We start from the raw sequence: 7778 nt of genomic DNA, 5'->3' as shown, positions 1-7778 counted from the left end.
GGCTGCGGCGAGGGCCACCCGCTGGCGCGGGCAGCTACGGGGGTGGCAAGACGCTTTGCGGCTGCGGCGAGGCCCACCCGCTGGCGCGGGCAGCTACGGGGTGTAGCTGCGCCCGCCAGGGCGTGGGGATTGGGGGGGAGGGTTGAGACCTTTCGGGGTCGGCCACCCGCTGGCGCGGGCAGCTACGGGGGGCAGTGGGACGCTTCGCGTCCGGTGTTTTAGGATGCGGACAGGTGCGAAGCCGCGAAGCGAATCTCCGCGCTCCTCTCGGGGGGGTTGGGGCGGACGGTGGGGGAGGGTACGGGGCAGGTTCAAAGAGGCGGGACTTGGCAAGTCCCGCTCCTTGGGGGCGTGGGGGAAGCTTGAGATCCTGGGCCTACTTTTTGTTATTGGAAAAAAAGCGGTGTTTTCTACTCGCAGCTTGGGGCTGGGAAACGAATGAATGGGCATGATGAAACCTTTTCTGGCCCTGTGCCTCCTTGCTCTGATCCCGGCCTGCACTCAGGAATCGCAAAACCAGATGAGCCGCTCGATCCAAAACTGGACGGGGGTGAATGGTATCCTCGAGGTCTATGCGGGGGAAAAGCTGGTGCGGAAGTTCATCCAGGTGGACAAGCTGACCACGGCCACGGCGACGACGGATGTCGTGGCCCGCCCCTACCGCTTTGGCTACGGCGTGCTGGATGAGAACCTGGACGGCGTGAAGAACAATGGCGAGAAGCGGGTGTACTTTGAGTTCAGCGACCACTCGACGAACTACATCTTTTACGAGAGCCCGAGGTAGGCCGATGATAGGAGGATGCCTGCTCAATCAGGGTTCTACGCGGAGGAATAGGTTGTAATCCGCAAACGATCCATTCAAGTAAGAGTAGCCTTCAAACTGAACTTGATTGAACTTTTCGAGTTTAAATTCAGCGACTCCCAATTGGCCCCAATCTGATTTAAAGGTCCATTGATCACCAGCGGGGTTTACCGTGTGAGCGATGTCAAAAATTTTCACCTCTACGCCTGGGGATTCGGAGGTCATGGTGAACCCTTGGGGGGTGCTAACGACTCGAAATTTGGCCATCTCTCTCAGGCCCTCAGGCGTCTGAATCTTTTGGACCCATAAACCTTCGATGTTGGGGTTTTTAGGCAGGTCGCGATATTTTGGAATGCGCACATTCACATTCGTTGATCTTTGATATCTCAGCCCTGCATATTTGGAGTGCCATTTCAGAACGGCGGAGTCTATTCTGAGGGCGGCTGCGTCTTTCTCCTTCGCCGTGGGGAACTCAAGTTTTCGATCGTGAATGCTCAATACATTGGGGGTCAATGATGGGCCGATGGTGCCCATGAGGCCGAACCAAATTTGCTTTTCCTCAATGCCTGGTTCCCGAATGGCAAGCATGCTGTCGTAAAGCACCCATCGGGTTTCTCCGTTCACGTCCACAAAGGTCTCCAGTTGCTGGTGGTTCTTCATGGATTCCTTCAGCAAGGCGGCATTGTCGGCCTTGATTTTTTCCTTCATGGCAGCTTCCTGCTGCTTGGCTTGCTCGCGTTGGCGGAGGAATTCGGCGTAGGCGCTCTCTGGAATAAACAGCTTTTTGTTTTCACGGAAGTTGGGGCCTTCGGGTTGCAAATAGCGCACCTGGACGCTGCCCAAAATCGGGATGGTGACGCGGATGGTCTTGTTCGGTTGGAGGCTGTACTGTCCCAAAAGTGTGGATTGGCCTTCCGTGAACTCGATTTCCTTTTCTGAGATCAGCGTGAATCTGGATCGGTTGTCTGAGGCAATGAAGGTGACGGGATCAAAGCCATGGGCGGTTGAGAGGCCTAACAAAAAGCATAAAATAGTCAGGTGGTGAATCGCGTGTTTCATAAACCTTTCGAATTTTTTTGCCGAGCTTTAGGCAATCCAAGAATAAGCTGATTCAGGGTGCTGCAATCCTTTTCTAGGCAACACGCTTCGGTTTTTCCGTGCTCTGTTTTATCACGTGTTGAGGAGGCATCGAAAGGCCGCTGGTCATGGTTTTTTCGCACGACCAGGCAGCCGGTTTGGAACGATGGATGAATGAGGTGGCGCGCCCGCCTCATCCCCCCACCCCCCTTTGATACGATGCGACGAATCTATGATCACCTGGACCTCCGTGTCCCTAACTTGGCTGATGCGACGCCTTTTTATGAAACGCTGCTGCCTGCGCTGGGCTTTACGCGGCGGCAGGCCATTGAGGGCTGGCTGCAGTTTGAGGCCGCAGGACATGGCGTGACGGAGTTTCTGGGCGTGACGGAATCTGCCACGCATGTGGCGAATGAGAACCGGGTGGCCTTCCGGGCAGAATCGGTGGAGGCCGTGGATGAACTGGCGCTGGTGGCCATCCAGGCTGGGGCGCGTCGCGTGGAGGGGCCGCTGGCCTATGAGCCGGGTTATTACGCGGTGTTTTTTGAGGACCCGTGTGGGAACCGCTTTGAGGTCTGCCATCGGGTGCCGCTGTGAGCTGCGTTTTTTGAATTCTGCCCATGAGCGGGGGTGAAAAAGTAGCCCGCACAGTCCCTGTGCGGACAGCCGTTGCGAAGGGTGATAGACTGCCGCGTGAGCGAAGATGGATGCACAGGGATTCCGTCGGTGCGGTGAGGCTGGAAAGTGGGGGCTTGGGGGCTTCGGGGTTGCTTACCGCTCAGGGACTGAGCGGGCTACAATGAGCGGGGTGAAAATGTAGCCCGCACAGTCCCTGTGCGGACAGCCGTTGCGAAGGGTGATGGACTGCCGCGTGAGCGAAGATGGATGCACAGGGTTCCATCGGCGCGGTGAGGCTGGAAAGGATGGCTTGGGGGCTTCGAGGCTGCTTACCGCTCAGGGACTGAGCGGGCTACAATGAGCGGGGTGACAAGTAGCCCGCACAGTCCCTGTGCGGACAGCCGTTGCGAAGGGTGATGGACTGCCGCGTGAGCGAAGATGGATGCACAGGGTTCCATCGGCGCGGTGAGGCTGGAAAGTGGGGGCTTGGGGGCTTCGAGGCTGCTTACCGCTCAGGGACTGAGCGGGCTACTATGAGCGGGGTGAAAAGTAGCCCGGACAGTCGCTGTGCGGACAGCCGTTGCGAAGGGCGATGGACTGCCGCGGGAATGAAGATGGATGCACAGGGTTCCATCGGCGCGGTGAGGCTGGAAAGTGGGGGCTTGGGGGCTTCGAGGTTGCTTACCGCTCAGGGACTGAGCGGGCTACCTTATGAGCGGGCTACTCTGAGCGGGATGGATCTTCAACCACGGAAGATTCGGAAGACACGGAAGGGGGAGGTTCCGATGACGGGGAAGACCCCAAGGAGCGGGACTTGCCAAGTCCCGTGGTTTGGGGGTGTTTGGGGCGGATGGGGGTTGGTGATGGAATGGGGGCTTTTTTACAGGATTAACAAGATCGCAGGATTAACAGGAAGTGTGGCAAGGGGGTGGGCGTGGGACGGTTTGTTGGGTCTGTTGGTGTGTAGCCTTTAGGCGACGCAATGACCTGCCGGACCTTCTCCAGATCGCCTAAAGGCTACACACCAGCAGAGCTGGCGGGAACGGGGGGTAGGCGGACCCAAAGTTTGAGCGCAAGGAGCGGGACTTGCCAAGTCCGGTGGTTTGGGGGGCTGGGGCGGATGGGGGTTGGTGATGAAATGGGGGCTATTTTTACAGGATTAACACGATTTCAGGATTAACAGGAAGTGTGGCAAGGGAGTGCGTGGGGAGGTCGGAAATGGATGGGTGGACGGAGGGAGTGGGACGCTGCGCGTCCGGATGTTTTAGGATGCGGGCAGGTGCGAAGCCGCGAAGCGAATGCCCACGCTCCTCTCGGGCCCCGCAGCGGACGAAGCCGAGTGAGCTTTTCGAAAGCGCCAGGGGACTGGCGCAGTCCAGGACGCTTCGCGCGATCTTGACCTTTGACCTTTGACGCCTTGACCTTTGACCTTTGACCTTTGACGCCTTGCCTCCGCCCTCACTTCGGCCCGAACTTGGTGCTGCCGATGATGCGGAAGCGGTAGAAGGGGTCGAGGGGGGTGTTGGGGGTGGTGGCGAAGTCGGGGAGGGTGGGGTCGCCGGGATCGATGTAGCGTTCGATGATGGAGGAGCCGCGGTTTTCGGCGACGATGCGGTCCTTGCCTTCTTCCCAGGTGGCCCAGGCATCGGCATCGTCCCCACGGCTGCGGCTGCGCTGTTGCAGGGACTGCACGCGGTAGTGCACGCGGTAGGTGTTGGACTTGGTGGTGAGGCGTGGGTACAGGGTGGCGTAGGGGTGCTCGCGGCTGTTGTCGGCGGTGAGCTTGTGGGTTTCCCAGAAGGCGGGCATGCCTTCCAGGGTAGCATTCTGCGGCACGAGGTACATGGCGCAGATCTCGCTGGGGCTGCGGAAGAGGTCGCCGCTGTCGAAGCGTTGTTTGAACTGTTTCAGCGTTTCGTCGGCGTTGATCTCCTGGCGGTAGTTGGTGGCGACGGTGGAGGACTTGTAAACATTGGCCGTGGTGGTGGGGACGGCGAGCACGCGCTCGCTGCGCAGGAGGGCGCGGAGGGCGGTGGTGCGGTCGATGTAGGTGAAGGGGACGATCTGATGGTTCAGGTTGATCTTGCCGGCGGTGGAGAGGGGCTCGGAGATGGCGTAGGGCTCGACGATGGGCATCCAGAAGAGGTCCATGAGGAGGTGGTCGGGCGGGCTCTGGGCACCGATGTGGAGGCCGGTGGGGTCTGGGCGGAAGAGCAGGGTGGACCAGGGTTTGCCAGCCTTCACTTGGTTAGGCAGGGAGCCGAACATGCCAGCGGAGGGCATCTGGCGGTTGGGGGAAAAGAAGGTGGGGCCGGTGGTTTCGTGGGCCTGGTTGGCATCGAAGTAAGGCACGCCGTTGTTGTCGCGGTAGTTGTTGCCTTCGTCAGGTTTGTTGATGTAGGGGCCATCCTGCACGGCGGCAGATCCGGTGTCCCAGTCGCCACCGGCCTGGGCGAGGGCGATGGAGGCAAAGGGGATGTCGGGGCGTTTGTTGCCGTTGTAGGGGGCACCGGCCACGTAGGCCCCGGCCTGGTCATCGGCCCCGGCCATGTAGTTGCTGCCCGTGGCCTCCTGCAGGGAGTGGGCATTGAACTGGGCGGTGTTGTCGTAGTAGCGGTGTTTTTCCCACAGGCTGGCGGGCGGGGCGGCCTGGGCGGCGAGCAGGCGGTAGTCGCCATGGCCGACCTGGACGGTGCGCACGACATCGCTGGGGGTGCCATTGACAAAGTGGATGGGGTTCCCGGAACGAGGGGCCGTGCGGGAGCCGGGATCTGCGGCGGTGCGGTGGATGCGGCCTGCGGCGGCGGCGGGGACATTGGCGGTGCCGATGAAGCTGGGGAACCCGGCCAGCGCGCCATCGCGGGAGAAGGTCCACCAGAATTCGCGGAGGGTTTCCACAGACTGGGTATCGGTGGTGGAGGGGGGGTAAACGGTGCCAGCCATGGCCAGGCGGGGCACGGGGAAGGTGCCGCCGGGGAGATTGATGGAAAGGGTCTGCACGGGGGTCTTGCCAGCGAGGGCATCGTACTGGCCGCCACCGGGCAGGGAATCCGAGAACAGCTCGACCGTGATTTCGCCGCCGCTGAACTGCATGGTGCCGGTGGGCGGCACGATGACGGTGATAGGCATGCTGACGAAGGGGTAAGAGTTGTTCACGTTGTGGCCGGAATCAGCGGGCATGACGCCACGGGCGGGCAGGCGGCGGCCATTGAGCATGAAGCGGGTGCCGGAGTGGCCACCCCACATGCGGCTGTGGTAGCCGCCGTTGGACTCGATGCGGAGCACGCCTTCCGCCGGGAAGCCGAGATTGGTGCCATTGACGGCGAGGGTGTTCAGCCCACGGATGCGGATCTGCATGTCAGGGCGCAGGGGGCCCCAGCCCTGGCTGGGGGAGAAGGCCTCCAGCAGGAGCATGGCCTCGATGCGGCGTTCGCCCGTCTTCAGCTTCACGGCGCTGGCGCCGGAGCCGAGCGTGCGGTTGGTGGGTTTCGGCGTGGCCTGGCCTTCGTTGTCTTTCGGCACGATGTTGCTGTCCGGCACGGTAAAGTCGGCAGTGGCGATGAAGTGCATGCCCACTTCTGAAAGGGTGAGGAAGCGGCCAAAACCCTGGGTGGTGCCGATGCGGATGGGGGTGACCTGGCCGTGGCCGGGCTGGGCCCCAGTGCGGTTGGCACGGCCATCGGTGAACTGGTTGCCCCGGGTCGGGTAGGTGTAGGGCTCAGGCTCGATGGTATCGTCAAAGAGGTTGGTGCTGCGGATGTAGTCGAAGATTTCCGTCAGGATCTGGTCGCGATCCTGGCCGTACTTGCTGGCAAAGCTGCCGCCAAAGCCAGGGATGGGGGCGGAGGTGAGGCGCTGCAGGTAGGTGTAGAGCTCGACATTGCGCCCGGCGTAGTCGGCGGTGGCGCTGTCGGCATAGAGGCGGTCAAAGATGTAGCTGCGGCCACCGATGCGGGAGCAGAAGGCGATGAGGCGATCGAACGCGCTGCGGTGGGTATCGGCAGGATTGGCGCTGACGGGCCAGGCGGCGATGCGGGGCTGGTTCAGCAGGTTCACCTCTGGGGCGCGGCTGTGGGCGGTGAGGAGGAAGCGGGCCTGCTCAAGCTGGGCGGGGGTGATGGGGGAGGCGGCGCGGAGGTCGTCAAAGATCAGCTCATCCTCAAAGGCATAGAGGCGATCCGCATCCAGCGTGACTGCGGCTGGGGCGAGGGTGGTGCCGCCGAGGGAGCCACCGGAGCTGACGCGGGTGGCGATCTGGGCGATCTGGCCGCGAGTGAGGGAGGGGATGGCGGCGCTGAGGTAAGTGGTGGCGGGGTGGCCGGGGTAGCGCTGGTATTCGCGCTGGGCGGGCTGGAAATTGGCCAGGGCCTGGCGGTCGAACTGGGAGGTGACGCGCGGCATGTCCCAGTAGGAACCGGCTTCCAGGGGGGAATTGGCCGTCCAGTGATCTCCCGCAGCGGTGTTGATATTGATCTTGCTGGTTTCGTCATCCGTCCAGAAGGCCACGCGACCGACGATGGGGTTGGCCGGGGTGGGGGCATCTGGGGAGCCGGGTTCCCAGCTCACGGTGGCCCCGCTGCCATCGGCCCCGGCGGGGTTGGACTGGGTGGGGGAGGTGAGGCGGCCATCCCGCAGGACGTAGAGCCAGCGCACGGGCATGGGGGCGGGATTGATGGTGGCCACGGGGGCGGCGCCGTTGTTGGCCGGAGGCGGGGTGCCCAGGGTAAGGCCCACGGGCGGCTGCGCGGCGGGATCTGCGGGCGGGGTGGTAGCAGGGGGCTGGAAGATGGGGTAGCGCACCTGACCGGTGAGGGTGGTGACGGGGCGGTTCAGGTCATTGTACAGCGCGGGATTGTCTGCCCAGCCGGCAGGCACCTCGGCGGTGGGATTGAAGGGGCCGTCCGCAGGCTGCCAGACGAGTTTTTCGGCGGAGTAGAGTTTGTAATAACGCAGGGGCGCGGCGGAGGCTTTGGCATCTGGGGTGCCGTAGGTGCGGATCATGCCGGGCTGGGTGGCCCAGGCGACCTCAGGCCCCTGGGAGGTGGCCTCGCGGATCTGCCCGGTGACGAGGGCATTGACGCTGTCGATCAGCTCCCGCCCACGGCTGGTGGCGGCGGCCCGCGTGGCCACCTGGGACTCCGTGCTGACGGTGGAGAGGAAGGCGACGATGAGGCCGGTGAGCAAGGCCAGGAAGACGATGACGAGCACCAGGGCCACGCCGCGGCGGGGTGTGTGGAGGTGGGTTTTCATGGGAAAGGGAGAAGTGGGAAAGTTGAAAGCA

General features: G+C 62.5%; 4 protein-coding genes. 2 read left to right on the top strand and 2 right to left on the bottom strand.

The window, feature by feature from the left end:
- Positions 1-448: 448 nt before the first annotated feature.
- Positions 449-784 carry a hypothetical protein gene (locus ABEB25_RS24175; RefSeq protein WP_345739036.1) on the top strand — a complete coding sequence of 112 codons (336 nt, stop codon included), beginning with the start codon at positions 449-451 and terminating at the stop codon, positions 782-784.
- A gap of 27 nt (positions 785-811) precedes the next feature.
- Here the strand turns inward: ABEB25_RS24175 and ABEB25_RS24170 are convergent, their stop codons facing one another.
- Entirely contained in the window at positions 812-1861 is a 1050-nt protein-coding gene (locus ABEB25_RS24170; RefSeq protein WP_345739035.1) for a hypothetical protein, read from the bottom strand.
- A gap of 237 nt (positions 1862-2098) precedes the next feature.
- On the opposite strand from ABEB25_RS24170, the gene ABEB25_RS24165 reads away from it, so the two are divergent.
- Positions 2099-2476, top strand: coding sequence for a VOC family protein (locus ABEB25_RS24165; protein WP_345739034.1), 378 nt, complete (start codon positions 2099-2101; stop codon positions 2474-2476).
- Positions 2477-3955: 1479 nt separating this feature from the next.
- On the opposite strand, the gene vccA is transcribed toward ABEB25_RS24165, so the two are convergent.
- Positions 3956-7747, bottom strand: coding sequence for a Verru_Chthon cassette protein A (gene vccA / locus ABEB25_RS24160; RefSeq protein WP_345739033.1), 3792 nt, complete (start codon positions 7745-7747; stop codon positions 3956-3958).
- Positions 7748-7778: the final 31 nt, after the last annotated feature.

The sequence above is a fragment of the Prosthecobacter algae genome (genome assembly GCF_039542385.1).
In the GTDB taxonomy this organism is placed as follows: Bacteria; Verrucomicrobiota; Verrucomicrobiia; order Verrucomicrobiales; family Verrucomicrobiaceae; genus Prosthecobacter; species Prosthecobacter algae.
Note: the sequence above shows the minus strand (reverse complement) of the source record. Positions and strands in the feature narration are given on the sequence as shown.